Raw genomic sequence first — 24,132 nt, forward strand, 5'->3', positions numbered from 1 at the left:
AGCGTTGCGGCTACTCCGGGCGGCTCGCCCGGCCCTCTCCTCCCCCTCCCTGCGACGGCGAGGGCCCCGACAGGAGGTGCACCGGGTGCCGGCGTCGACGCGGACGACAGGACGGAAGGCCAGGTCGGGGAGCCCGGCGGTGCGCGGGGCGGGGTGGCTGGACGCGCGGCTGCCGCTGGCGGAGCTCACCCGGTCGGTGCTGCGCAAGGCCTTCCCCGACCACTGGTCGTTCCTGCTGGGCGAGATCGCCCTGTACAGCCTGGTCGTGCTGCTGCTGACCGGGGTGTACCTCACCTTCTTCTTCGACCCGTCGATGGCCGAGGAGGTCTACCGGGGCTCGTACGAGCCCCTGCAGGGCGTGCCGATGAGCCGGGCGTTCGACTCCACGCTGGCGATCAGCTTCGACGTGCGGGGCGGGCTGCTGGTCCGCCAGGTGCACCACTGGGGGGCGATCGTGTTCGTCGCCGCGATCGGGGTGCACATGCTGCGCGTCTTCCTCACGGGCGCCTTCCGCAGGCCGCGGGAGCTCAACTGGTTGATCGGCGTCACGCTCTTCCTGCTGGCGCTGCTGGAGGGGTTCGCCGGCTACTCGCTCCCGGACGACCTGCTGTCGGGCACGGGCCTGCGGATCGCGCAGGGGATCATGCTGTCGGTTCCGGTCGTCGGCACGTACCTGAGCATGCTGGTCTTCGGCGGCCAGTTCCCCGGCGAGGACATCGTGCCGCGGCTGTACGCCCTGCACATCCTGCTCGTCCCGGGCCTGCTGGTGGCCCTGGTGACCGTGCACGTGCTGCTGGTGTTCGTGCTGAAGCACACCCAGTGGCCCGGCCGCGGCAGGACCGCCCGCAACGCCGTCGGCCCGCCCTTCTTCCCGAACTACGCGGCCAAGTCGGGCGGGCTGTTCCTGGCCGTGGCCGGCGTGCTCGCGGTCCTCGGGGGCGCCGCGCAGGTCAATCCGATCTGGGTGTACGGCCCCTACCGGCCGGACCTGGTCTCCACGGGCTCCCAGCCGGACTGGTACATCGGGTTCCTGGAGGGGGCGCTGCGGCTGATGCCGGGCGTGGAGACCCGCCTCTGGGGCCACACGGTGAGCTGGAACCCCCTGCTCACCGCGGTGGTCCTGCCGGGGCTGCTGTTCGCGGTGCTGTACGCGTACCCCTTCTTCGAACGCTGGATCACGCCGGGGCCGGGTGAGCGGCACCTGTGCGACCGGCCGCGGGACCGGCCGGTGCGCACCGGGCTGGCGGTGGGGGCTCTGTCCTGCTACGCCGTGCTGCTCGTCGCGGGCGGCCAGGACATCGCGGCGTTCGTCTTCGACGTGCCGGTCGCGGGGGTGACCTGGGCGCTGCGGGTGGCGTTCTTCGCCGTGCCCGCGGTCGCGTTCTGGACCACCCGGCGGCTGTGCCTGGCGCTGCAGGCGCGGGAGGCCGCCGAGCTGGCCGGGGGCACGGAATCGGGGCTGGTGGTCCAGGGGGTGGAGGGCGGCTTCCGCCCGCAGCACCGGCCGTTGTCGGCCGACGAACGGTACGGGATCCTCGTACGGGAGCGGCCGCGGCCCCTGCCGGCGGCGCGGCCGGAGCCCGAGCCGGCGGCCGGTGCGGGGCGGATGCGGGGCCTGGCACGGCGGATGCGGGGCGTGGCGCGGCGTGTCCGGTCAGCGCTGTCCGCCTGGTACTACGCCGACCGGGTCCGCTACCCGGCGACCGCCGGGCAGCGCCGCGCGGTCGAGGACGCCCTGGCCGGTCCGGACCGGCGGCCGCCCGCGGACGGGGCCTGAGGGAGCCGGTCCGGCCCCGGGCCCGTACGGCCCCTGCTACTGCGGGTGGTCGAGGGTGCGGAAGGCGAAGCCGACCACCGCGGGCAGCAGCACGCCGAACCCGATCAGGCACAGCCACAGCCCCTGGACCACGCCCAGGCCGATCAGGGCGGTGCCCGCGGCCGCCGTGACCGGGAGGTAGGTGCGGCCCGGGAAGAACGCGCGGCGCCCGCCCGCCTCCTGGACCTCGGCCGTGCCCCGGTCCTCCGGGCGGCTGCCGCCGCGCCGGTACTGCCGCCACAGGAACGCGGCGACGAGGGCCGTCATGAGGAACGACACGGCCAGGGCCGCGGTTCCCGCCGGCTCCCCCGAGAACCAGGCGTAGACGGCCATGGTGCCCCCGAAGAACAGGGCGGTGCCGGTGAACAGCCAGGCCTCACCTTTCACGGACCACCTCCGGGTGGTGCAGGTCGAAGGCCGGGGACTCGGAGCGGATCCGCGGCAGGGTGTGGAAGTTGTGCCGGGGCGGCGGACAGCTCGTCGCCCATTCGAGTGAGCGCCCCCAGCCCCAGGGGTCGTCGACGGTGACCCGCGCGCCGCGGGTCTGCGTCCGCCACACGTTGTAGAGGAACGGCAGGGTGGACAGCCCCAGCAGGAAGGCCCCGATGGTGGAGACCGAGTTGAGGACGGTGAACCCGTCTCCGGCCAGGTAGTCGGCGTACCGGCGGGGCATGCCGGCCTCGCCGAGCCAGTGCTGGACGAGGAAGGTGGTCTGGAAGCCGGTGAAGAGGGTCCAGAAGTGGATCCGGCCGAGCCGCTCGTCCAGCATCCGGCCGGTGAGCTTGGGCCACCAGAAGTAGAAGCCGGCGAAGGTCGCGAAGACGATCGTGCCGAACAGGACGTAGTGCAGGTGGGCGACGACGAAGTAGCTGTCCGTCAGCTGGAAGTCCAGCGGCGGCGAGGCCACGAGGACGCCCGTCAGCCCGCCGAGGAGGAAGGTGACGAGGAAGCCGACCGACCACAGCATCGGCGTCTCGAAGGACAGCGAACCGCTCCACATGGTCCCGATCCAGTTGAAGAACTTCACCCCGGTCGGTACGGCGATCAGGAAGGACAGGAGGGCGAAGAACGGCAGCAGCACCGCACCCGTGGCGAACATGTGGTGCGCCCACACCGTCGCCGACAGCCCGGTGATGGCGATCGTGGCGCCGATCAGGGAGGCGTAGCCGAACATGGGCTTGCGGCTGAAGACGGGCAGGATCTCGCTGACCACCCCGAAGAACGGCAGGGCCACGATGTAGACCTCCGGGTGGCCGAAGAACCAGAACAGGTGCTGCCACAGCAGGGCGCCCCCGTACGCCGCGTCGAAGACGTGCGCGCCGAACTTCCGGTCCGCTTCGAGGGCCAGCAGGGCGGCGGCGAGGACGGGGAAGGCCAGCAGCGCCAGGATCGACGTGAACAGCACGTTCCAGGTGAAGATCGGCATGCGGAAGAGGGTCATCCCGGGGGCGCGCAGGCAGATGACGGTGGTGATGAAGTTGACCGAGCCGAGGATCGTGCTCACCCCGGACACCACCAGCCCCATCACCCACAGGTCGGAGCCGGGGCCGGGCGCGTACACGGCCCCGTTGAGCGGGGCGTACGCGAACCAGCCGAACGCGGCCGCCCCTTGCTCGGTGAGGAACCCGGACACGACCATCAGGGCGCCGAAGAGGTACACCCAGTAGGTGAACGCGTTGAGCCGGGGGAACGCGACGTCGGGCGCGCCGATCTGCAGGGGCATGACCGCATTGGCGAAGCCGGTGAAGGTGGGGGTGGCGAACAGCAGCATCATCACCGTGCCGTGCACGGTGAACAGCTCGTTGTACTGCTGGTTCGAGAAGATCTGGTTGCCGGGGCGGGCGAGTTCGGCCCGCATCAGCAGGGCCAGGACCCCGCCGAACAGGAAGAAGGCGAAGGCCGTCACGAGGTAGAGGTTGCCGATCACCTTGTGGTCGGTGGTCGACAGCCAGCGCAGCAGCGCCGCGCCCTGGCCGACGCGGCGCTCCGTGCGCGGCCCGGCCGCCGGCCGGGCGGACCCCTCCGGCGCGGGGGGCGGTGCGCCGTGGGGTGAGGGGTCCACTGACGTCATCCGGCCTCCCGAGCCTCGCCGCCGCACCGCGGCCCGGCGGCCGCCGTACCGGTACCCCCTCTGCTACAGGCTGCGGGGGCGCGGCCGTGCGGCGGCGCGCCGCAATGTGGCCCGGTCGGACCGGTCCGGCCGGGCCCTGCGGACGGGGCGGCGGACGCCGGGTCAGTCCGCGGCATCCTTGGTGGTGATGAGGTCGGTCAGGGCCTGGATCCCTCCGTCGGTGAAGGCCCGGCGCTGCCGGTCCGCGGGGGTGCCCTGCTGGAGCAGCCGGTGCAGGAGGGCGCTGACCTCCCGCAGGTCCCCGGCCTCCTCCAGGGCCGGGGTGATGTGCTGGATCAGCATGTACAGCACGTCACCCGCGCTCTGCCGGTGCCCGTTCGGGTCGAGGAGGGTGCCGCTCAGCCCGTACCGGGCCGCGTGCCACAGGGAGGCCTGCAGCAGTTCGGGGGCGCAGACGGGCGGCGGCGCGCCCGCCTTCTCCTCGTTGACCGCGGTGGTGATCAGGCCCCGGGCGATGCCGGCGAGCAGGACGGCGTCGTCGGCCTCCAGCTGCACGTCCAGGCACCGGATCTCGATCGTGGGGTAGCGCTCGGACAATCGCGCCTGCCAGTACAGCTGGCCCCGGTCGGCGATCATCCCGGACTCCACGAGCGCGTCGATCCGCTGCTCGTAGTCGGCGAGCGAGTCGAAGTGCGGCGGCAGGCCGCTGACCGGCCAGCGGCCGAAGACGATGGTGCGCCAGCTCGCGAAGCCGGTGTCGCGCCCGTCCCACATGGGCGAGTTCGCGGACATCGCCAGCAGGGTCGGCAGCCAGACCCGCGCCCGGTTCATGGCCGCCACGCCGGTGTCCCGGTCGGGGATCGCGACGTGCACGTGCATCCCGTTGATCAGCTGCTCGTCGACCAGCCGCCCGGCCTCCTCGCGCATCTTCAGGTACCGCGTCTCCCGGGTGACCGGTACCGGCAAGCCGTCCCGGAGCGGCCACGTGGCGGTCTTGGCGACCACGCACCCCTCCTGCTCGGCGGCCGCCGCCACCGCGTGCCGCAGCCGCAGCAGGTGGCCGCCGACCTCCTCCAGGTCCGTGCAGACGGGAGTGGCGACCTCCACCTGCGCCTGGAGCAGCTCGTGCTGGACCTCACCCTCGTCCACCCAGGTCCCGAGGCCCGCCCGGGCCCGGACCTCCTCGGCGCAGGCCACCGGGAGGTGGGTGGCGGGGTCCAGCAGTACGTACTCTTCCTCAACCCCGACCGTGGTCATGTCCCGCCGAACTCCTCGCCGAAGTACCCGACTCGAACCCCGCGTCGAACTCCCTGTCGAACTCCTTGACGAACGCCCCGCAGAAGGCGTCCAGGTCCGCCGGTTTTCGGCTGGTGACCAGGGTGGCGGGAGCGGCGCGACAGACGTGGACCTCCTCGTCCACCCAAGTGCCCCCGGCGTTGCGGATGTCGGTGGCCAGGCTCGGCCACGAGGTCAGCGTGCGGCCCCGTACGACATCGGCCTCGACCAGGGTCCAGGGCGCGTGGCAGATCGCCGCGACCGGTCTGGCCGCGTCGAAGAAGCGCCGGACGAACCGGACGGCCCCCTTGTGCAGGCGCAGGGCGTCCGGGTTGGCGAGGCCGCCGGGCAGGACGAGTGCGTCGAAGCCGTCCGCGGCCCCGGCCGCGTCGTCCCCGAGCACGTCGTCGACGTGGTGGCGGCCGGCCTTCTCCAGGTGCCGGAAGGCGCGGACCTCCCCCGGCTTCGTGGAGACCAGCCGTGGATCCCAGCCGGCGTCGAGCACGGCTTTCCACGGCTCGATGAGCTCGATCTCCTCGACGCCCGCGGGCGCGGTCAGAAAGGCGATGCGCACCAGGCTCACTTCCTTCGGTCCGGGGCCCGGGCCGGCCGGACCCCAGGTGGGTACCGCGTCTGCCCGGTTGGACTCACCTCAAGCATGGCAGGGATGCCCGTCCGCGGAACTCCGGGAATCCGGGCATCCGGCGTCCGGCCGCCTCCTTCGGGCGAATCTGCCGGCGGGCGCGTGCGCCGTCCGGCCCTGCGTGGCACCTCGTACGGCGACAGGCCCTTCGCCACCGGCAGAGGCGGTGCACGCGCAGATGACCAGGCGATCCGCGGCGCGACCGGACCGCCGCCCGGCGGGGCCGCGCGGGGACGGCCCGCGCTCCTCCATCCGGGTGGCGGCCCGCCGCACCCGCGCCCGGTACGGGGCCGGAACCGGGACCGCGGCCGGGGCGGGGGCGGGGGCCGGGGTGCGCGGCCGGAGGCCGCCACCGGCCGGGGCGAGTGCGGGGGCGGGGGCGGGCCCGGGCGCGGTGTCGCCGCTGCTGCGGACGGCGGCCGCGTACGCCTGGCGGCTGCTGGTGGTCGGCGCGGCCGTGTACGCGGTCTTCGCGGTCCTGGGCCGGTTCCACGAGGTGGCCGTGGCCGTCTTCCTCGGCCTGGTCGGGGCCGCACTGCTGCGTCCGGTGGCGGACCTGCTGGACCGGTGGATGCCCCGACCCCCGGCGGTGGCCCTCGCGATCATCGGGAGCGCCGTGCTCCTGACGGGGGTGCTCGCGGGCATCGGCGAGACGGTGGCCGTGCAGTGGCAGTCGCTGATCGCGGAGTTCCGGGTCGGTCTGGGCCGGCTGCAGGTGTGGCTGGACCGGGCGCCGTTCGGGATGGCCCCCGGCGCGCTGACCGACCTGCGGGAGCGGATCGGCTCCTACCTCACCAGCCACCGCACCTCGCTGCTCAGCACGGCCTGGGACAGCGCGGGCCGGGTGGCGCACGCGCTGACGGTGGGGGCGCTGGGGCTGTTCTGCGCCGTGTTCTTCATCGCGTCCGGCGAGCGGCAGTGGAACTGGCTGTGCGGCCAGCTCCCGCCGGGCGGGCGCGACCGGGCCCAGGTCGCCGGCCGGGCGGCGTGGCGGGCGTTCACCGGGTACACCCACGGGATCGTCCTCGTCGCCGCGACGAACGCCGTGCTCGTCGGGGTCGCGCTGTACGCGCTGGGGGTCCCGCTGGCGGTGCCGCTGGCCCTGCTGGAGTTCTTCCTCGCGTTCATCCCGCTCATCGGGTCCCCGATCGCGCTCGCCGTCGCCGTGGTCGTCGCGCTGGCGTCCAAGGGACCGCTGATCGCCGCCCTCGTGGTCGCGCTGATCGTGGTCATCGGGCAGCTGGAGGGGCACGTGCTGCACCCGATGGTGATGAGCTGGGCCGTGCGGCTGCACCCGGTCGTGGTGGCGCTGTCGGTCGCGGCGGGGACCATCGCCGCGGGGCTGGTGGGCGCGGTGGTGGCCGTACCCCTGGTGTCGGTGCTGTGGGCGGTCCGGCTGGCGCTGCGGAACCAGGCCGGCGGGGCCTGATGCGCGGGGGACCGACCGGCCCGGTCCGGCGGGCTGCTTTCGCGGCGGTCGCCCGCGGGTATATCCCTCAGGAAAGCTCACGAGACGGCCGGGTCGCACGGCGGTGCGGCGCGACCACCCGTCGGAGGAGCCGACATGCTCTACGCAGAGGTCACCGAAGGAATCCCGCAGGACACGCTGAGCGTCAGCACCGGCGAGGCCCGCGCCCTGTCGGAGACCCTTTTCCGCAGACTGCGGGCCCTTGAGGAAGGCACGGCCGAGTACTCCTACGTGCGCAACACCCTCGTGGAACTCAACCTCAGCCTGGTGAAGTACGCCGCGCGCCGCTTCCGCGGCCGCAGCGAGCCCATGGAGGACATCGTCCAGGTCGGGACGATCGGCCTGATCAAGGCCATCAACAGGTTCGACCCGGCGCGGGGCGTGGAGTTCACGACGTTCGCCCTGCCGACCATCACCGGGGAGATGAAGCGGTTCTTCCGCGACACCAGCTGGGCCGTCCGGGTGCCCCGGAGGCTGCAGGAGCTGCGGATCGGCGCCGCGAAGGCGCACGACGCCCTGGAGCAGGACCTCGGCCGCGAGCCGACCGACGGCGAGATCGCCGAGCACCTGAACGTGAGCGAAGAGGAGTTCGCGGAGGGGCAGAAGGCGGCGCACGCGTACTCGGCGCGCTCCCTGGACGCGCCGGCGCGGGAGGACGGCGAACGGCAGCCCGGATCCGACCGGCCCTCGCTCGGCGAGGAGGAGACGGCGTACGACCGCATCGAGTGCCTGGAGTCCCTCAAGCCGGTGCTGGCGACCCTGCCGGCGCGCGAGCGGACGCTGCTGTCGCTGCGGTTCGGGGACGAGCTGACCCAGTCCGAGATCGGCGAGCGGCTGGGGCTCTCCCAGATGCACGTCTCGCGGCTGCTCAGCCGGACGCTGGCCATGCTGCGGGCGAGCCTGCTCGATGACGCGTGACCCCACTGCGCCCGGTGAGGGGCGCGGGGAACTGCGCCCCGTGAGGAGCGCGGGAAACTGCCCCGTGAGGGGCGCGGGGAACTGCGCGACCAGCCCGCACCGGCCCGCAGACGACCCCGGACCATCGCGGCACCTCCGCGGACCACTCAGGGCAGCCGCCGCGGCAGCGGGTACGGCACCTCGGCCCAGACCGTCTTGCCGGTCCCGTCCGGGCGGGGCTCCCAGCCCCAGTCCCGCGAGAGCCGCTCCACCACCAGCAGGCCGTGCCCGCCGGGGAGGGCGGGGTCCGCGGCCGTTCGGCGGCGGGGGTGCTCGGGGCTCCCGTCGCCGACCTCCACGCGGAGCCGGTCCGGGGTGCGGCGCAGCACGAGTTCGCTGGGGCCGCCCGCGTGCACACAGGCGTTGCTCACCAGTTCGGAGACCATCAGCAGGACGTCCTCGGCGGCCTCGGCCCGGTCCGGGTCCTCGGCGGCCGCCTCCTTGCGGTACCGCCCGTCGGCGCCGTACTGACCGTCGGCGGCCCGCCGGCCGTCACCGGGCGGCCGGGCGATCCACTGCCAGGCGGCCAGAGCGTCCAGGGTGAAGTCGCGGCACCGGGCCACAACGCCTCCGGCTCCGCTGCCGAGAGCCAGCCTGCGGATCTCCTCGCTCATGGCCTGGTGCCCCGTTCCTCCTTGCCGTGCGACCTGCCGAAAACCGCCTACCCTGACGGGCCGAGAACATTCGCCGGGACGGGCGGGTTCAGGGCACGGGCGCGGCGTCCTCCCGGGCCGGCAGCCGGGGCCCGGCGGGTGCCGGCAGGACGGTGTCCAGCCGGCGCAGGCCGGCCCTGCGCTGTACGAGGGACAGCCCCGCGACCGCCGCGCCGAGCGCGAGCCACCCGGCGGGCCCGGCCGGCATGACCGCACCGGTCAGCAGCAGCGGGCCCGCGGCCTTCTGCACCGACGGGGAGATCCCGGCCACCCCCAGGTACGAAGCCCTCGCCTGCGGCGGCGCGAGCGACACCGCGAGTTCCCAGGAGCTCACGGAGCGCACCAGCTCCGCCGCGGTGACCAGCACCGCCGCGGCCAGCAGGGCGAGCGAGGCGGCCAGGGCTCCGCGGGCGGGGGTGAGGGCGACGGCGGCGCAGCAGGCGAGCAGGAACAGCCCGTACCAGGCGGAGGCGCGCGCGGCCTGACGCGGCTCCCCCACCCGGGCGGAGACGGTCAGCTGCAGGGCGACGACGAGCACGGTGTTGATCGCGAGGATGGCCGGGACGAGGGCGTGGGGCGCGTCGGTGCGGTGCACGAGCCACAGCGGGAGCCCGACGTTGAGGATGGCGTCGTCGAGGTTCAGCGGGATGTCGAGGAGGACGAAGCGGAGGTAGCCGCGGTCCCGCCACGGGCTCCGCCCGTCCCCCGCGGGCGTGCCCCGCGCGGCCCCGCCCGCCGCGGCCCCGCCCGCCGCGGCCCCGCCCGCCGCGGATCCGACCGCCCGGGATCCGACCGCCGCGGCTCCACCCGCCGCGGGTCCGTCCGCGCCGGCCCCGTCCGCCCCGCTGTCCTCGCCCGTCGGGGCCCCGCCTTCGGCCGGCGCGGTCAAGCGGCCGTGGCCGTACGGCTCCCGGGTGCGCCACACCAGCACCGCGGCCGCCAGGAACGACACCGCGTTGCCGAGGATGAGGAACGCGTACGCCTCCCGGGTCCCGACGGCGAGGCCGAGGGCGGCGATGCCCGCTCCGACGGCGTAGCCGGCGTTCGCCGCGCTGCGCGAGAGGGCCTGGTAGGTGGCGCGCCGCTCACCGGCGACGCGGGTGGCGAAGAGCATCTCCAGCGTCTTGGCGGCCCGGTCCCCCAGGTGGGTGAGGGCGACGACGAGCACCAGAGCATCGAAGCGGGTGACCACGAGCAGGGCGCAGAGTGCCGCGAGGCGCACCAGATGGCAGGCGATCAGCAGCGGGCGGAGCGGGAAGCGGTCGGCGAGGTGTCCGGCGAGCGGTGATCCGGCGATGCCCGCGATCGCGCCGGCCCCGAGCATCAGGCCCAGCTGCCCGGCGTCGAGCCCGACGACGAAGGTGAAGAACAGGACCGAGGACGCGGCCCACACTCCGGTACCGGTCCGGTCCAGCAGCTGGCCGAAGAGCATGATCCGGGCGTCGCGGCCGCCGGGCGGCCGGCGCAGCTGTGCGATCAGGCCGGGTCCCCCGCCGCGCTGCTTCATGCCGGACCTCCGAGTCCCCCGCGAAGATATCTCGATGTCGAGATACTTTGCGGTAGCCTGCCGGACATCAATCTCGACGTCAAGATACTTAGCGCGGCGCTACGCTGGCGCCAGAGGCCCGCCGGCAGGCCGCAGCAGGCCGAAGGACCGGGGAACGTGGGGGACGCGGGCCGGGGGACGTGGGGGGACGTGGGCCGGGGGACGTGGGGCCCGGCATCCCGCGAGCCCGGGTCGGAACCGAGGGAGGAACCGTGACCGAGCGCAAGCCACCGGGCGTCGACTTCGAGTCCTGGGTGGACCGGCAGATCCGCGAGGCCGCCGAGCGCGGCGCGTTCGACCGGCTGGAGGGCATGGGCAAGCCGCTGGCCTCCGCCGACACCCCGTACGACGAGATGTGGTGGGTCAGGGAGAAGCTGCACCGCGAGGGGTTCGCCGCCCTGCCGCCGAGCCTCGCCCTGCGCAAGGAGGCCGAGGACGCGATGGAGGCGGTGCACGCGGCCCGCTCGGAGCGGCAGGTGCGCGCCGTCCTCGCGGAGATCAACGAGAAGATCCGCGCCGCACTGCGCAGGCCTCCGCCCGGGCCGCCGCTGCGGCTGTCCGTGTTCGACGTCGACGAGGTCCTCGCGGCCTGGCGCGCAGGCCGCACCGGCTGACGCGCAGTCCCGCGAGCCGGCGGCAGCGTCGGCAGCGGCATCGGCATCGGCATCGGGGGCAGCAGCGTCGACGGCATCGGGGGCGGCATCGGGGGCGCCGGCGCGGACTTTACCCCGCCGCTACTTCCGGCCGACAGCCATAGACAGTGCTACAAATGGTCTCGTGGCCCGTCCTTGCAACCCGTGCCGGGGACATCGGTGCGGTCACTGAGCGGGAAGCGCCCGCGGAGCGTCGCCAGACAGGTATTCGTCCTTCAGGTGGCGATCGTGGTGCTGCTCGCCGCCGGCGCCGTGCTGGCCCTCGTCCTGCAGTCGCGCAGCGACGTCGACCGGGAGGCCCGCGGCCGGTCCGTGGCCGTGGCCGAGACCTTCGCGCACTCCCCCGCGCTGCGCGAGGCGCTGCGCTCCTCCGACCCGTCCAAGACCCTCCAGCCGCTGGCGGAGCAGACGCGCAAGGCCGCCGGGGTCGACTTCATCGTCGCGATGGACACCAACGGCATCCGGTACTCCCATCCGCTGCCCGACCGGATCGGCAAACGCTTCGTCGGAACGATCGAGCCCTCGCTGAAGGGCCGCGTGTACACCGAGAGCGTGGACGGCCCGCTGGGCAAGGAGATCCAGGCCGTGGTGCCCGTCTTCTCCGAGGGCGACAAGGGCAAGGTCGAGGCACTGGTGTCGGCGGGGCTCACCGTCGAGAACGTCACCGGCGTCGTGGACCGGCAGCTCCCGGTGATCCTCGGCACCAGCGCGGCCGGCCTGGCCCTCGGCACCGCAGGCGCCGCCCTGATCAGCCGGCGCCTGCGCCGCCAGACCCGCGGCCTCGGCCCGCTCGAGATGACCCGGATGTACGAGCACCACGACGCGGTGCTGCACTCCGTACGCGAAGGGGTGCTGATCACGGACCGCGGCGGCCGGCTGCTCCTCGCGAACGACGAGGCGAAACGACTCCTCAGCCTGCCGCCGGACGCCGAGGGCCGGCACATCCGCGACCTCCCGGAACTCGACGGACACCTGGCCGACCTGCTGCTCTCCGGCCGGGAGGCCACCGACGAGGTGATGGAGGCCGGGGAGCGGCTGCTGGTCATCAACCAGCGGCCGACCCGGCCCTCGGGCGGCAGGACCGAGGGCATGGCCGTCACCATCCGGGACTCCACCGAGATGCAGGTCCTCACCACCCGGGCCGAGGCCGCCCGCAGACGGCTCAGGCTGCTCTACGACGCCGGGGTCGGCGTCGGCACCACCCTCGACGTGGAGCGCACCGCCCAGGAGCTGGCCGACGTCGCCGTGCCCCGCTTCGCGGACTTCGTCACCGTCGACCTCGCAGAACCGGTCCTGCTCGGCGACGAGCCCACCGCAGCCGCCGTCGACCTGCGCCGCACCGGCGTGAGCGGCATCCGCGACGACGTGCCCCTGTACCCCCGCGGCCGGCTGATCGACTTCCTGCCCTCCACCCCGCAGGCCCGCGGCCTCAGCAGCGGCCAGGCCGGGTTGATCCCCGACCTGGAAGACGCCCCCGGCTGGCACGCGCAGGACCCGCCGCGCGCCCGGGCCATCATCGAGTACGGGGTCCACTCCCTGATCACGGCCCCGCTCAAGGCCCGCGGCGTCGTCCTCGGCGTGGTCAACTTCTGGCGCTCCGAGAAACCGGAGCCGTTCGACGAGGAGGACCTCTCCCTCGCCGAGGAGCTCGTCGCCCGGGCCGGGGTCAGCATCGACAACGCCCGCCGCTACACCCGCGAGCACGCCCTCGCCGTCGCCCTCCAGCACAGCCTGCTGCCGCGCGACCTGCCCGAGCAGAACGCCGTCGAGGTCGCCCACTACTACCTGCCCGCGCAGTCCGGCGTGGGCGGCGACTGGTTCGACGTGATCCCGCTCTCCGGCAGCCGGGTCGCCCTCGTCGTCGGCGACGTCGTCGGCCACGGACTGCACGCGGCCGCGGCCATGGGCCGCCTGCGGACCGCCGTGCTGAACTTCTCCTCCCTCGACCTGCCGCCCGACGAGCTGCTGGCCCGCCTCGACGACCTCGTGCAGTACACCGACCAGAACGGGGAGGGCGGCGGAGCCGAGGGCGGCCTGCTCGGCGCCACCTGCATGTACGCCGTCTACGACGCCGTGGCCCGGCGCTGCACGGTGGCGCGCGCGGGCCACGTACCGCCGGCGGTGGTGTACCCGGACGGCCGGGTCGAGACGCCCGAGCTGCCCGCCGGGGCTCCCCTGGGGCTCGGCGGGTTCCCCTTCGAGGCGGCCGAGCTGGACCTCCCGGAGGGCAGCCAGCTGGTGCTGTACACCGACGGGCTGATCGAGGACCGGGCCCGGGACATCGACGAGGGGCTCGACCTGCTGCGCGCGGCGCTCGCCCACGCCGACCGCAAACCGGAGGACACGGTGACGGCGGTGCTGCAGGAACTGCTGCCGGTGCGCGCCCGAGACGACGTGGCCCTGCTGGTCGCGCGGACCTCGGTGCTGCCGGCGGACCGGATCGCCGAGTGGGAGGTCCCGTTCGAGCCCAGCGCGGTCGGGGCGCTGCGCGCGGTCGCCATGGAGAAGCTGGACGAGTGGGGGCTGTCGGAGCTCTCGTTCAGCACCGAACTGGTGCTCAGCGAGCTCATCACCAACGCGATCCGGCACGGCGCGGCACCGGTGCGCGTCCGCCTGCTCCGCGACCGGGTGCTGACCTGCGAGGTCTTCGACGGCAGCAGCAGTTCACCGCGCCTGCACTACGCGACGACCACCGACGAGGGGGGCCGCGGGCTCTTCCTGGTGGCCCAGCTCAGCCGGCGCTGGGGGGCGCGGTACACGCCGGAGGGGAAGGTCATCTGGTCGGAGCAGCAGCTGCCGGACGGCGAGGAGGACTGAACCGACCCCATTCCGCAAGGCCGGCCCCGGCATCGCCGGCTTCGTCAGCTCACGCCGTAGCGTGCGGCGATGCCGTCGAGAATGAGCTGGAGGCCCTCCTCGAACTGGGCGTCGAAGTCCTCGAAGAGGTGCGACCCGGCGGCCGCGGCCAGCGGGTACTCGGCCAGGCGCTCGCCGCGCTCGGCCACGTCGAAGCCCTCCCGCCGCTCGCCCGGGACGGGGTGGACGCCCTGCTCCTCCGTGACGAAGCCCAGCGTGTAGACGAAGGCGGTCGCGAGGGCCCGGACGGCCTGCGGCAGGTCGAGGCCCGCCTCCTGCAGCGCCCGGAGGTGGGCCTCCACGTGTTCGCCGTGCCCGGTGCCGGTGAAACGGGAGCCGCTGAAGACGCGCGCGCCGTCGCGGTAGGAGAGCAGCGTGTGCCGCAGGTGGCGGTTGCCGGCCAGCAGCATCGCGCGCCACCCGGGCCCTTCCGCCCCGGCCCCGTGCGACGGCGGCACGGCCGCCGGGTCGGCGGTCATGCGCCGGTGCATCTCGGTGGCCATCTCGTCGATGAGCTCTTGCTTGTTCTTGAAGTGCCAGTACAGGGCGGGGGCCTTCACGTCCAGTTCGGCGGCGATGGCCCGCAGCGTGAGCTTCTCCAGTCCCGTTTCGTTCAGCAGGCGCAGGGCGGCCTCGGCGACGGTCACGCGGCTGAGCGGCGGGACGCGGGGCGGCGTGCGGTCGGACTTGGGGGTCATCGCCCGTCTCTCTCCTGTGGTCGCACGGACGCGCGGCGTCCGGATCATCGGGGTTGACAGCTTAACAACGTTAAGGGCATCCTCGTGCCATCACTTCCTTAACAGCGTTAAGGAGGTGGGAAGTGTGAGGGCGGGCGCGTGGTGCGCCCGCACGACGAACGGGGATGACGATGAGCGCACACACGAACGGGATCGGGGCTGTCGGCGTGACGGATGTGCTGGTGGTGGGCGCTGGCCCGACCGGCCTGGCCCTGGCCTGCTGTCTGGCGCGGCGGGGCGTGCGTCCGCTGGTGGTGGAGCGGGCGGCGGGGCTGTTCCCGGGCTCGCGCGGCAAGGGGATCCAGCCGCGGACGCTGGAGGTCTTCGACGACCTCGGCGTGCTGGAGGACGTGCTGCGCCGGGGCGGCGTCGCCCCGGTCGGCATGGCGTGGAAGGACGGCGTGCGGCTGGGCGAGCACACCATGTTCGACGAGGCCGAGCCCACCGAGCAGGCCCCCTACACCGGCCCCTGGATACTGCCGCAGTGGCGCACGCAGGAGATCCTCCTGGCCCGCCTGCGGGAACTGGGCGGCGAGGTGCGGTTCGGCACGGAGCTCACGGCCCTCACACAGGACGCCGACGGCGTCGAGGCCCTCCTCTCGTCGGACGGCGGCCCGGCCGCGGCGGTCCGCGCCCGGTACGCGGTCGGCGCCGACGGCGGCCGGTCCACGGTCCGCCGGCTCCTCGGCATCACGATGTCCGGCGAACGCGTCGACCCCACCCCGCTGGTCGTGGCCGATGTGGTCGTCGACAACCTGGACCGCGACAACTGGCACCTCTTCCCGCCGGCCGAGGACGGCAGCCGGGGCTTCGCCGCCCTGTGCCCGCTGCCGCACACGCAGGAGTTCCAGTTCGTCGGCCAGTACCGCGAGGTGCGGCCCGACCTGTCCGCCGACGACGTCCGCGCCCTGGTGGCCGAGCTCACCCACGTCCCGGCCGAGGACGTCCGGGAGGTCCGCTGGGCCTCGGACTTCACGGTCAACGCGGCGCTCGCCGACCGGTTCCGGGAGGGGCGGGTCTTCCTGGCCGGCGACGCCGCGCACATCCACTCCCCCGCCGGCGGCCAGGGCCTCAACACCAGCGTCCAGGACGCCTACAACCTGGGCTGGAAGCTCGCCGCCGTGCTGTGCGACGGCGCGCCCGAGGCCCTGCTGGACACGTACGAGGAGGAGCGCCTGCCCCAGGCGACCGCCGTGCTGGGGCTGTCCACGCGCATCCACCGCGGCGAGGCGCGCCGCGGGGCCGCCACCCGCCAGCTCGGCATCCACCACCGGGACTCGTCGCTCTCCCGCGAGACCCGGTCCGGGCTGCCGGAGGACGCCCTCACCGCGGGTGACCGCGCCCCCGACGGCCGGCGCGACGGGCTGCGGCTGTTCGACCTCTTCCGCGGGCCGCATTTCACCCTGCTCGCCGTCGACACGGACCTGCCGGAGCAGCTCCCGCCGCTGCCGCAGCTGCGCACGGCGCGCATGGCCGCCCACGAGGGCTACGGCCGCGGCCTGTTCCTGATCCGCCCCGACGGCTACACGGCCTGGGCCGGGTCCTCCGCGGCCGAAGCGGCCGACCTGGCGGACTGGTCGGCCCTGGTCGCGGGCCCGGTGGCCGCCCGCATACCGGCAGTCGGCTGACCCCGTCGCCGGGAGGCCGGGCCGGAGTGCGTACGCTCGCCTCTTCAGACCAGGGGAGGAGACATACATGCAGGTCAGATCCAGACGACAGGTGCTCGTGGCGATCGGGGCGGCCGCGCTGGCGCCGGCGACCGCCGGATGCCTGCCGCTGGGAAGGCCGGGCGAGGGCGAGCGCGAGACCGGGACCGTCGGGTCCGTGGCGCAGGCACTGGGCCCGGACGGGACCACCATCGTGGTCGGTGACCCGTCGGCGAAGCTCACCGTCAAGCTCTTCGAGGACCCGAGCTGCCCGGCCTGCGCCGATTTCGAGACCACCGGCACCGGGCCCCGCCTGCTCCTGATGGCGGCAGCAGGCGAGCTCCAGCTGCAGTTCGCACTGGGCTCGTTCCTCGGCTCCGGGTCCAAGCGGGCCGTCAACGCCCTGCGCGCGGCGCTGGACAAGGGCAAGTTCGTCGACCTGCACCAGGCGGTCTACGACGGCCAGGCGTCGGCCAAGCGGCGCGGCGGCTTCAGCACGAACGGCCTGCTCGACCTGGCCGCCACGATCGACGGGTTGCGCGACGGCGACTTCGACGACGCGGTCCGCACGGCACGGCACCGCGAGTTCGTCGAGGCCGCCGACCGGGCCCTCAGCGCCTCCTGGGTCCGCGGGACCCCGTCGATGGAGGTCAACGGGCTGCCCGTGAAGGAGGGCGACCGCCACGTCATGGACGACAGTGCGGCCCTCCGCCGGTACCTGAAATCGGCCGCGGAGCGCCCGCCGCGCCGCTGAGCGGCGGTGCGGGGGCGCGGGCTCAGGTGTGGCTGTTCTTCGAGTAGTAGTGCTCGATGATCTGGATGGCCGCCATGTCGTCCTGGTGCTGGCCGCGCTCGAACTCGGGCGCGTCCTTGACCTCGGCCCGTGTGACGGACAGGTGGACGGTCTCGTTCTCGTCGTCCACCCGGGTGACGACCGAGGCCGGCACCAGGACGTGGTGTCCGAAGATCCACGGGCCGGTGTCCACCACCATGTACTGCCGCCCGACGTACTCGCTGTGCCGATCGATCTTGCCGATGGTCCCGTCGGAGGCCTCGACCTTGTATCCGATGAGGTCGGCCATGTCAGCGGCCATACGTCCTCACCTCTCCTTCGGGCTCGGGGGCACCCCGTCTACCCACTATGCACGGCCCCACACGGCCCGGCGACGGGCGCGGCCCGCCGGGGGTCCGGCGGGGCCGCGCCGCGGCGTGCGGGAGGAGGCGGGGTCAGGTGCGGAAGGGGCCCGTCACCTCGTAGGTGATGCCGCCGGAGGAGCTGCCGGTGGTGCCGCGCTGGCTGGAGAAGTACAGCCGGTTGCCGGCGGGCGAGAAGGCGGGACCGGTGATCTCGGAGGACGACTGCCCGGTGATCCGCAGGAACGGCGCGACGACGTCGTCCGGGGTGATCACGCAGATTTCCATGTTGCCGCCGTCCTCGGCGACGTACAGGTCGCCGAACGAGGACCCGGTGACGTTGTCGACGCCCGTGAGCGGGGCGCCGCCGCCGACCACGAGCGAGTCGTCGTAGGCCAGCTCGTACGTGTTGTTCGCGAGGTTGAGCTGCCAGACGCGGTTGTCGCCCTTGGTGGTGAACCAGACCGTGTCGTTGGCGTAGTGGCAGCCCTCACCGCCGTTGAAGCGCTTGGCGCCGGACACCTGGTTGCGGGTGGTGGTGGGCGAGCCGTCCGGGTCCGGCACGTTCTGCCAGCTGAAGGACCCCGAGGTGCCGGAGCCGGCGACCAGGGCCTGGAGGGTGCCGGAGGAGAGGTTGCCCCAGGTGGTGGGGAGGAAGCGGTAGAAGCAGCCGTCCGACTCGTCCTCGGTCAGGTAGACCGCCTGCCGGACCGGGTCGGCCGCGGCCGCCTCGTGCTTGAACCGACCCATCGCGGGCCGCCGGACCGACGCGTTCACGCCCCACGGGTCGGTCTCGTAGACGTAGCCGAGGCTGACCTCCTCGCAGGAGAGCCAGGTGTTCCACGGCGTCTTGCCGCCCGCGCAGTTCTGGCGGGTGTTGGAGAGGATCCGGTACGCGGAGGTGACGGTGCCGGACGCGTTGAAGCGGACCGCGCTCGCCCCGCCGGACGGGTTGATCTCCGAGTTGGACACGTAGATCCAGCCCGTGCCGTCGGAGTAGCACGCGCCGCCGTCGGGCGCGTTGTGCCAGGTGTAGGAGGTGCCGGAGACGGTCTGGCCGGAGCGGGCTATGACGCGGCTGGTGAAGCCGCTGGGCAGCATGATCCCGTTCGCGTCGGCCGGGCCGAGCGCCCCGTACGGGCCGGGGCCGGGCTGGGCGGGGGCGGCGTAGGCGGCGCCGCGCATGAGCGTGCCGCCGAAGGCGGCGGCGGAGGTGCCGACAACAGCGCCGCGCAGGAAGGTACGACGTTCCACAGTCACTCCTCGGAGATTGGGGAGAGCGGGGGAGAGCGGGGGGAAGCGCTGAGGAAATTAGGGGCTGGGCGTGGCGTCCACGCCAACGCCGGGTGTCGCGGGGACGGCTGCTGCCGGGCCCCGAGGCAACCGGGCGCCGGGAGCGTACCGCCGGCCCCTTGAGGTGTCCCGCCCCACGTCCGTGGTCATCGCAGAGGCGCACGGCAGGCCCGAGCGGGACACCCACGAGTGATCTCTCGCACGAACGTACGAGCGCTCCGGCGACCGGATTCCACTTGCCCGCAAAATCGAACAAGTGGCCTAATTCAGGCATGGCGCGAACCGAATTCCCCGATGACCTCCTCCTCACCCAGATCAGGGTGATCCAGACCTACGCCGCCCTCGCCCGGCAGCCCCGGGCAGGCACCACCCGGCTGCGGCGCGCACTGATCCACGAGCTGCGCCTCCTGTACGCCCATCCGTACTGGACCGACACCGCCCACTCGTACGCCGACCTGGTGGAGCTACGCCGCCTGGCCCGCACCCGAGCCTGGGTGGAAGCCGCATGACCACCACGCAGGCGGCCGTCAGCCGACCCCGGTGACCGCCGAGGCCACGGACAGGAGCAACGCGCCCAGCGCCCCGACGGAGCCGTAAAGCCTCAGCTCACGCCGGGCATCGTGTCGGCGGACATAGTGCGCGGCGGCCGCGGCGAAGGCCAGACCACCGGCAACGAACCACGGCCCCCACAGGCAGAGGTACCAGCGGGTCAACCCGAGCAGATCAGGCGCGACAGCGCGTGCCCCGGCCTCAACCAGCACTCCGTGGACGACGAACAGACATCCGTGCCAGACGAGCAGGACCGTCGCACCGCCACCGCAGAACACCAAGAACCGCCCCGTCCGCTTGCCGCGGCGCCGCGTCAGGCCGATACCGACCAAGGCCCCGAAGAGCTTCAGGAAGCCAGTCACCCACAAGACCGCCAGAAACCACGTCACCCGGTCATGAGCGAGCGTCATCAGCGACGGAGCCACCGTCGACTGCGCACCGAAGGTGCCGCCCGAGGCCCAGACGAAACTGGGTACCGCGAACAGGACCCCCCATGCCGCAGCGGCGAACCCGGGCCACGTGCCCGGACGGAGGCGGAGCGCCCGGCCCGGGGCCGGACGCACGGCATCGCCCGGAGCATGCTTGATCGTCACGGCTCCACCCTCGCCGGACCCGGGCGGCAGGGCGTCGTCCGCGCGGACGAAGGCGGCTCCCCCGCGCGGGGGAGCCGCCTTCGCTCAAAGATCGGTTGCGGGCAGCTAGCCGCCGGTTGCCGAGAAGTGCTGGTAGTCGCGGTGGGACCAGCGGCCGCCCCAGCGCCAGCCGACCTCCGCGAAGGCCCGGGTGACGACGTCGCCGGGGCGGATCATGCCCGGTGCGGTGCGGTCGCGGCGGAGGTGGGGCCGGCTCGCGGGCGGGTGGGCGGTGCCGAAGCGGTCCACGTAGGGGTTCTCCACGGGGTTGATGTCGACGGCGTCCCCGTAGGTGTGCCGGGAGAGCCGGGAGGCGTCCCCGGTGACCCGGCGGCAGTTGAAGGCGGAGGTGTTGTCGTCGGCCATCGACTTCGCGTCGTCGCCGCCGTACACCGAGACGGGCCGTATCCGGCGGATCGGGAACCGGGCCCGGAAGGCCTCGCCGAAGACGTACAGCAGCGGGCGGACCACGCGTTCGTGGACGACCATCTCCCCCCGGTGGACCCTGCCGTCGAAGCCCCAGTGGTTCATCCGGATCAGCCGCAGCCGGTCGGGGCCGACCGGGCAGCCGGGGCGGTGGGTGGCGCCGAGCGCGGTCGGCGGGACCCCCGTCACCTGGGCGGCCAGGTCCCGGGTCTGGGCCTCCACGCGCAGGCCGGGCTGCGGGAGCGACACGGTCCGCGTACAGGACGGGGCGGCGGCGCCGAGCACGACGACCACGGCGACGGCGAGGGGGGCGAGGCGCACCGGGCCACGGTAGACGGGCCGCGCCCGCCGCCCCGCACGCCACGCGGACAGCCCCGGCCCCCGCCCCCGCCCTCGCCCCGCCCCCGCCCCCGCCCCCGCGGGGAGGTCCTCTTGCGGGAGGGCCCCCGAGCCGCTTGGGTGATCCGGATCACCCAGGGCGAGCGGGAAGGCGGCCACGGATGGCGGACACCACCCAGACCGGCACCGGAGCGGGCGAGAACCACGCGCCGCGCAAGCCGAGTTGGCGGTCCATCGGCCCCGGGATGGTCGTGGCGGCGACCGGGGTCGGCGCGGGGGACCTCGTCGCCACCCTCATCGCGGGCGGCAAGTTCGGCTACACCCTGCTGTGGGCGGCGGTGATCGGCTGCCTGGTCAAGATCTCCCTCGCCGAGGCCGCCGGCCGCTGGCACCTCGCCACCGGCCGCACCCTGTTCGACGGCTGGCGCAGCCTCGGCTCCTGGACCAGCGTCTACTTCGCGGGGTACGTCGTCGTCTGGGGGTTCGTCTACGGCGCCGCCGCGATGTCCTCCAGCGCGCTCCCGCTGGCCGCGCTCTTCCCGGGCGTGATGGACCTGAAGGTGTGGGCGGTGCTGTGCGGCCTGTCCGGGCTGGTGTTCGTGTGGTTCAACCGGTACGCCGTCTTCGAGAAGGTCATGACGGGCCTCGTCGGCGTGATGTTCGCGGTGACCGTCTACCTCGCGATCCGGGTCACGCCGCACCTCGGCTCGGCACTCGCCGGTCTCGTGCCGGTCCTGCCGGACGGTTCGCTGGTCTACACGCTCGGCCTGATCGGCGGCGTGGGCGGGACGATCACGCTCGCCGCGTACGGCTACTGGGTCAACGCGAAGGGCTGGACGGACACCGGCTGGATGAGGGTGATGCGGCTCGACAACCGCATCGCCTATCTCACCACCGGCGTCTTCGTCGTGGCCATGCTGTTCGTCGGTGCCGAGCTGCTGTACGCGTCCGGGGTGGCGCTGGCGAAGGGCGACAGGGGGCTGCTCGACCTGAGCGGTGTCCTGGAGGAGCGCTACGGGGCGGCGACCGCCAAGCTGTTCCTGGTGGGCTTCTTCGCCACGTCCTACACCTCGCTGATCGGCGTCTGGCACGGCGTCAGCCTGATGTTCGCCGACTTCGCCGCCAAGTACCGGCCGTCGCTCGTCCCGGCGGGGACGAGCCCCGAGCGGTCGCGGCCCTTCCGGGCCTACCTGCTCTGGCTCACGTTCCCGCCCGTCAGCCTGCTCTTCCTGGACCAGCCCTTCGGGCTCGTCATCGTGTACGGGGTGGTCGGCGCGCTCTTCATGCCGTTCCTGGCGCTGACCCTGCTCTGGCTGCTCAACTCCGCGCGCACGCCCGCCGCCTGGCGCAACGGGATGCTGAGCAACGCGATGCTGGGGGCCGCCGGGCTGCTGTTCGTGGTGCTGTGCGCACAGCAGCTGTGGGACCTGGCCGGGTGACCGCCCCGGCGGCACGGGTCCGCCGGGGCAGTCGGCCGGTGCGTCAGGCGATGCCGGGGATCTGCCGGGCCCTGAACGCGTCGCGCACGGCGTTCGCGGCGCTCGTGCCGTACATGCGCTGCGCCGTCGCGACCGTCGTCAGCGCCGCGTCCTGGAAGCTCGTGTCCGGGCGGAAGCCGAACTGCGCGTTCACGATGATCCGGTCGGCGGTCCGCGCCCCGAGCGCCCCGCGGATGTCGGACAGCGCCCGGGACCATATCTCGCCGTCGGCGTGGACCTCGCCGACCCGGTCGGCGTACACCTTGCCGCTGTCGGTGCGCCGCAGGCAGTGCGGGGCGGCCGTGTAGGCGACCGCGTCCCAGTCGGCGACGCACGCCGGGTCGGCGCCGCCCGGCCAGCCGTACTTCGCGGCGGCGTGCGAGCCGACCGCGACGGCCAGGTAGTCCCCGAAGGCCTCGCCGATCGCGCCCGCCTCCGGGGAGGTGCCGAAGCCGGGCACCTGGGCGTGGTGCACCGCGTGCCCGTACTCGTGGACGATGACCTCGGCGTCCTCGGCGTCGTCGACGCCGCCCTTGCCGAAGCGGATCTCGGCCTTCTTGTCGGTGAAGAAGGAGTTGTCGGCACCCCACTGGTTGATGCGGACGGGCTGCGCCCGGTCGTTGGCTCCGGGCAGCTCGCTGCCGAAGCCCAGGCCCTGGAGGTACTCCTGCGCCTCGTTGACCCAGAAGTACGCCATCACCTGCTCGAAGCGGTCGTCGTTCCGGTCGTACCCGCCCACGTCCGCGAGCCGGGCCGAGGCTCCGGTGTCCGAGCGCACGTACGCCCACTTCCCCGACAGCGATCCGCTGCCGTCCAGGTTCCGCAGCGCCGCCAGGGTGTACGCGGACTCGGGCACGGCGGCGGCCCCGTCCTTGCCGTCGGTCAGCGTCCGGTCGCCGGTGGACTGGACGGGGTTGACCATGAAGATCCGGGCCAGGGGCGGCCCGGCCTCCGGGCCTGCGCCGGTCGCCGGGGGCAGGGCCGCGACGGGTCCGGCGAGGCCGAAGAGTGCCACGGTGGCGGTGGCCGCGGCGACAAGGCCGCGGTGTGTGCGGCGGGCCATGAAGGTCCTCCCGTGCTGGAGCGGTGTGGGGTGCGGGCCGAGATCCTCGCGCACGCCCACCCCGTTTGACCAGGCCCGGGAACGGATTCCCCACCGGACTCCCACCGGATTCCGCACCGGACTCCCGAGGACTCCCGACCGGACTCCCGAGGACTCCCGACCGGACTCCCCGCCCGCCGCGGGCGGCGGTCAGGGGGATGCCGGGTTGCCGGCGCGCAGGATGCCGTCGAGTTCGGCCTGGATCCACATCCGCTCGGCCTCGTCGTGCCGCGGGCCGGTGTTCTCGACGACGGCCCAGCCCTTGTCGCCCTCGGGGGCGTCGAGTTCGACCAGGTGGTGGTCGAGCCGCCCCGTGATCATCACGGCGAGCAGGGAGACGTACTCGCGCTGCAGGTCGGGGGCGAGTTCGCCGCCGCCGGGCACCTCGACGACGGCCTGGTGGTGGCCCTCACCGAGCAGGGCGCAGGTGGTCTGGACGGCGCGGATGAGCACGTCGAACCGCTCCCCGCTCAGGCGGGCCCGCACCCCTTCCAGATAGGAGCCCAGGACCTCGGCTCCGGGGCCGCCGTCATCCGGTCCGGCCGGACGGTTCTCGACCATGTTCCCCACCCCTCCCGGACGGCCGCGTCCACCGGCAGTCTAGGCAGAACCCCCTGTCGCCAAGGCGCTCTTCGACCACTTGCCCGCTCCGCCGCAGCATCCCGGCCAACCGGGCCCGGTGGTACGCGCCCGGGGCCGCGACCGCCGGCGACTATGCCATCCACATATTCTGTACGAATAGACAGCACAGGTTTTCGGGACTAATTCGCCCTCTTCGGTCGACCCACATTGACAGTGCCGTCCCCCCTGAGGGTTAATTGCCCTTCAGATGGCCGGATCCGTTCGACATACGACCGG

Annotated in this window: 22 protein-coding genes; 9 read left to right on the plus strand and 13 right to left on the minus strand. The window is 73.5% G+C overall.

Features of this window, described 5'->3' with window-relative positions; translation table 11 throughout:
* The first annotated feature begins 139 nt into the window (after nucleotides 1-139).
* Nucleotides 140-1,777, plus strand: coding sequence for a cytochrome bc complex cytochrome b subunit (locus ACIQUT_RS30445; RefSeq protein WP_403567519.1), 1,638 nt, complete (start codon nucleotides 140-142; stop codon nucleotides 1,775-1,777).
* Between the two features lie 36 nt (nucleotides 1,778-1,813).
* Here the strand turns inward: ACIQUT_RS30445 and ACIQUT_RS30450 are convergent, their stop codons facing one another.
* The 4 genes from ACIQUT_RS30450 to ACIQUT_RS30465 all read right to left on the minus strand — a co-directional run bounded on the left by ACIQUT_RS30450 (nucleotide 1,814) and on the right by ACIQUT_RS30465 (nucleotide 5,736).
* Nucleotides 1,814-2,203 carry a cytochrome c oxidase subunit 4 gene (locus tag ACIQUT_RS30450; RefSeq protein WP_403567521.1) on the minus strand — a complete coding sequence of 130 codons (390 nt, stop codon included), beginning with the start codon at nucleotides 2,201-2,203 and terminating at the stop codon, nucleotides 1,814-1,816.
* Nucleotides 2,193-3,887 carry a cytochrome c oxidase subunit I gene (gene ctaD / locus ACIQUT_RS30455; protein WP_403567522.1) on the minus strand — a complete coding sequence of 565 codons (1,695 nt, stop codon included), beginning with the start codon at nucleotides 3,885-3,887 and terminating at the stop codon, nucleotides 2,193-2,195. Before ctaD ends, ACIQUT_RS30450 begins: the two co-directional genes overlap by 11 nt.
* Nucleotides 3,888-4,049: 162 nt before the next feature.
* Nucleotides 4,050-5,144, minus strand: coding sequence for a glutamate--cysteine ligase (locus tag ACIQUT_RS30460; protein ID WP_403567524.1), 1,095 nt, complete (start codon nucleotides 5,142-5,144; stop codon nucleotides 4,050-4,052).
* Nucleotides 5,125-5,736, minus strand: a complete 612-nt coding sequence (locus ACIQUT_RS30465; protein WP_403567526.1) for a type 1 glutamine amidotransferase domain-containing protein — start codon at nucleotides 5,734-5,736, stop codon at nucleotides 5,125-5,127. The genes ACIQUT_RS30460 and ACIQUT_RS30465 overlap by 20 nt, the downstream gene beginning before the upstream one ends.
* Before the next feature lie 247 nt (nucleotides 5,737-5,983).
* Between ACIQUT_RS30465 and ACIQUT_RS30470 the strand changes: the two genes are divergently transcribed.
* Together ACIQUT_RS30470 and ACIQUT_RS30475 are read left to right on the plus strand one after the other, a co-directional pair.
* On the plus strand, nucleotides 5,984-7,234 hold the full coding sequence (locus ACIQUT_RS30470) for an AI-2E family transporter (protein WP_403567528.1): 1,251 nt from the start codon (nucleotides 5,984-5,986) through the stop codon (nucleotides 7,232-7,234).
* A gap of 135 nt (nucleotides 7,235-7,369) precedes the next feature.
* Nucleotides 7,370-8,191, plus strand: a complete 822-nt coding sequence (locus ACIQUT_RS30475) for a SigB/SigF/SigG family RNA polymerase sigma factor (RefSeq protein WP_403567529.1) — start codon at nucleotides 7,370-7,372, stop codon at nucleotides 8,189-8,191.
* Between the two features lie 146 nt (nucleotides 8,192-8,337).
* Here ACIQUT_RS30475 and ACIQUT_RS30480 read toward each other — a convergent pair whose 3' ends face one another.
* Together ACIQUT_RS30480 and ACIQUT_RS30485 are read right to left on the minus strand one after the other, a co-directional pair.
* The gene (locus ACIQUT_RS30480; protein ID WP_403567531.1) at nucleotides 8,338-8,844 is read right to left on the minus strand and encodes an ATP-binding protein; all 507 of its coding nucleotides are present in this window, start codon (nucleotides 8,842-8,844) and stop codon (nucleotides 8,338-8,340) included.
* Nucleotides 8,845-8,932: 88 nt separating this feature from the next.
* Complete coding sequence (locus ACIQUT_RS30485) at nucleotides 8,933-10,390, minus strand: MFS transporter (protein ID WP_403567533.1); 1,458 nt, start codon at nucleotides 10,388-10,390, stop codon at nucleotides 8,933-8,935.
* A gap of 251 nt (nucleotides 10,391-10,641) precedes the next feature.
* Here ACIQUT_RS30485 and ACIQUT_RS30490 point away from each other — a divergent pair, with 251 nt between their 5' ends.
* Together ACIQUT_RS30490 and ACIQUT_RS30495 are read left to right on the plus strand one after the other, a co-directional pair.
* Nucleotides 10,642-11,043, plus strand: coding sequence for a DUF1992 domain-containing protein (locus ACIQUT_RS30490; protein ID WP_403567534.1), 402 nt, complete (start codon nucleotides 10,642-10,644; stop codon nucleotides 11,041-11,043).
* Between the two features lie 207 nt (nucleotides 11,044-11,250).
* Entirely contained in the window at nucleotides 11,251-13,899 is a 2,649-nt protein-coding gene (locus tag ACIQUT_RS30495; RefSeq protein WP_403567578.1) for a SpoIIE family protein phosphatase, read from the plus strand.
* A gap of 44 nt (nucleotides 13,900-13,943) precedes the next feature.
* Here the strand turns inward: ACIQUT_RS30495 and ACIQUT_RS30500 are convergent, their stop codons facing one another.
* Complete coding sequence (locus ACIQUT_RS30500) at nucleotides 13,944-14,636, minus strand: TetR/AcrR family transcriptional regulator (RefSeq protein ID WP_403567536.1); 693 nt, start codon at nucleotides 14,634-14,636, stop codon at nucleotides 13,944-13,946.
* 170 nt (nucleotides 14,637-14,806) lie between these two features.
* Here ACIQUT_RS30500 and ACIQUT_RS30505 point away from each other — a divergent pair, with 170 nt between their 5' ends.
* Nucleotides 14,807-16,303 carry an FAD-dependent monooxygenase gene (locus tag ACIQUT_RS30505; RefSeq protein WP_403567538.1) on the plus strand — a complete coding sequence of 499 codons (1,497 nt, stop codon included), beginning with the start codon at nucleotides 14,807-14,809 and terminating at the stop codon, nucleotides 16,301-16,303.
* Between the two features lie 67 nt (nucleotides 16,304-16,370).
* The gene (locus ACIQUT_RS30510) at nucleotides 16,371-17,075 is read left to right on the plus strand and encodes a DsbA family protein (RefSeq protein WP_403567540.1); all 705 of its coding nucleotides are present in this window, start codon (nucleotides 16,371-16,373) and stop codon (nucleotides 17,073-17,075) included.
* 22 nt (nucleotides 17,076-17,097) lie between these two features.
* Here ACIQUT_RS30510 and ACIQUT_RS30515 read toward each other — a convergent pair whose 3' ends face one another.
* Both ACIQUT_RS30515 and ACIQUT_RS30520 read right to left on the minus strand, forming a co-directional pair.
* The gene (locus ACIQUT_RS30515) at nucleotides 17,098-17,415 is read right to left on the minus strand and encodes a PRC-barrel domain containing protein (RefSeq protein WP_403567542.1); all 318 of its coding nucleotides are present in this window, start codon (nucleotides 17,413-17,415) and stop codon (nucleotides 17,098-17,100) included.
* 133 nt (nucleotides 17,416-17,548) lie between these two features.
* Nucleotides 17,549-18,709 carry an alkaline phosphatase PhoX gene (locus ACIQUT_RS30520; protein WP_403567544.1) on the minus strand — a complete coding sequence of 387 codons (1,161 nt, stop codon included), beginning with the start codon at nucleotides 18,707-18,709 and terminating at the stop codon, nucleotides 17,549-17,551.
* A gap of 311 nt (nucleotides 18,710-19,020) precedes the next feature.
* Between ACIQUT_RS30520 and ACIQUT_RS30525 the strand changes: the two genes are divergently transcribed.
* Nucleotides 19,021-19,257, plus strand: a complete 237-nt coding sequence (locus ACIQUT_RS30525) for a hypothetical protein (protein WP_403567546.1) — start codon at nucleotides 19,021-19,023, stop codon at nucleotides 19,255-19,257.
* A gap of 18 nt (nucleotides 19,258-19,275) precedes the next feature.
* Here ACIQUT_RS30525 and ACIQUT_RS30530 read toward each other — a convergent pair whose 3' ends face one another.
* Both ACIQUT_RS30530 and ACIQUT_RS30535 read right to left on the minus strand, forming a co-directional pair.
* Nucleotides 19,276-19,890: a DUF3995 domain-containing protein gene (locus ACIQUT_RS30530; protein WP_403567548.1), complete on the minus strand. Its 615-nt coding sequence runs from the start codon at nucleotides 19,888-19,890 to the stop codon at nucleotides 19,276-19,278.
* Between the two features lie 105 nt (nucleotides 19,891-19,995).
* Nucleotides 19,996-20,676, minus strand: a complete 681-nt coding sequence (locus ACIQUT_RS30535; RefSeq protein WP_403567550.1) for a M15 family metallopeptidase — start codon at nucleotides 20,674-20,676, stop codon at nucleotides 19,996-19,998.
* A gap of 179 nt (nucleotides 20,677-20,855) precedes the next feature.
* Here ACIQUT_RS30535 and ACIQUT_RS30540 point away from each other — a divergent pair, with 179 nt between their 5' ends.
* A complete protein-coding gene (locus ACIQUT_RS30540) occupies nucleotides 20,856-22,133 on the plus strand; it encodes an Nramp family divalent metal transporter (protein ID WP_403567552.1) in 1,278 nt (425 codons plus the stop codon).
* A gap of 43 nt (nucleotides 22,134-22,176) precedes the next feature.
* Here ACIQUT_RS30540 and ACIQUT_RS30545 read toward each other — a convergent pair whose 3' ends face one another.
* Both ACIQUT_RS30545 and ACIQUT_RS30550 read right to left on the minus strand, forming a co-directional pair.
* Nucleotides 22,177-23,235, minus strand: coding sequence for a M4 family metallopeptidase (locus ACIQUT_RS30545; RefSeq protein ID WP_403567554.1), 1,059 nt, complete (start codon nucleotides 23,233-23,235; stop codon nucleotides 22,177-22,179).
* A 189-nt stretch (nucleotides 23,236-23,424) separates the two neighbouring features.
* Nucleotides 23,425-23,835, minus strand: coding sequence for a hypothetical protein (locus ACIQUT_RS30550; protein WP_403567556.1), 411 nt, complete (start codon nucleotides 23,833-23,835; stop codon nucleotides 23,425-23,427).
* Nucleotides 23,836-24,132: the final 297 nt, after the last annotated feature.

The organism is Streptomyces sp. NPDC090445, from assembly GCF_044769385.1.
Lineage (GTDB): Bacteria > Actinomycetota > Actinomycetes > Streptomycetales > Streptomycetaceae > Streptomyces.